Annotated in this window: 1 pseudogene; it reads left to right on the plus strand. The window is 56.7% G+C overall.

Going from position 1 to position 208, the window contains the following annotated elements:
- Positions 1 to 91: 91 nt before the first annotated feature.
- Positions 92 to 208, plus strand: a pseudogene (locus HMPREF0372_RS20680) (hypothetical protein); the annotation flags it as partial.

Consider the following 208-nt stretch of genomic DNA (forward strand, 5'->3'; position numbering starts at 1 on the left):
GAGACGGACCGGGAAGATAGGTAACGCCGACACAGAAAACGGACTTCGTATGAAGTCCGTTTTTTGTTCTCTTGAAGAGGAGTGGGAGAGCGTGCATTATTCAGGGGTGCGGCGCGGGGTGTTTGTAGAGCGCCCGAACCGCTTTGTTGCCCATGTGGAGCTGGATGGCCAGCCGGTGGTCTGCCATGTCAAAAATACCGGGCGCTGC

The sequence above is a fragment of the Flavonifractor plautii ATCC 29863 genome (assembly GCF_000239295.1).
GTDB classification, from domain to species: domain Bacteria; phylum Bacillota; class Clostridia; order Oscillospirales; family Oscillospiraceae; genus Flavonifractor; species Flavonifractor plautii.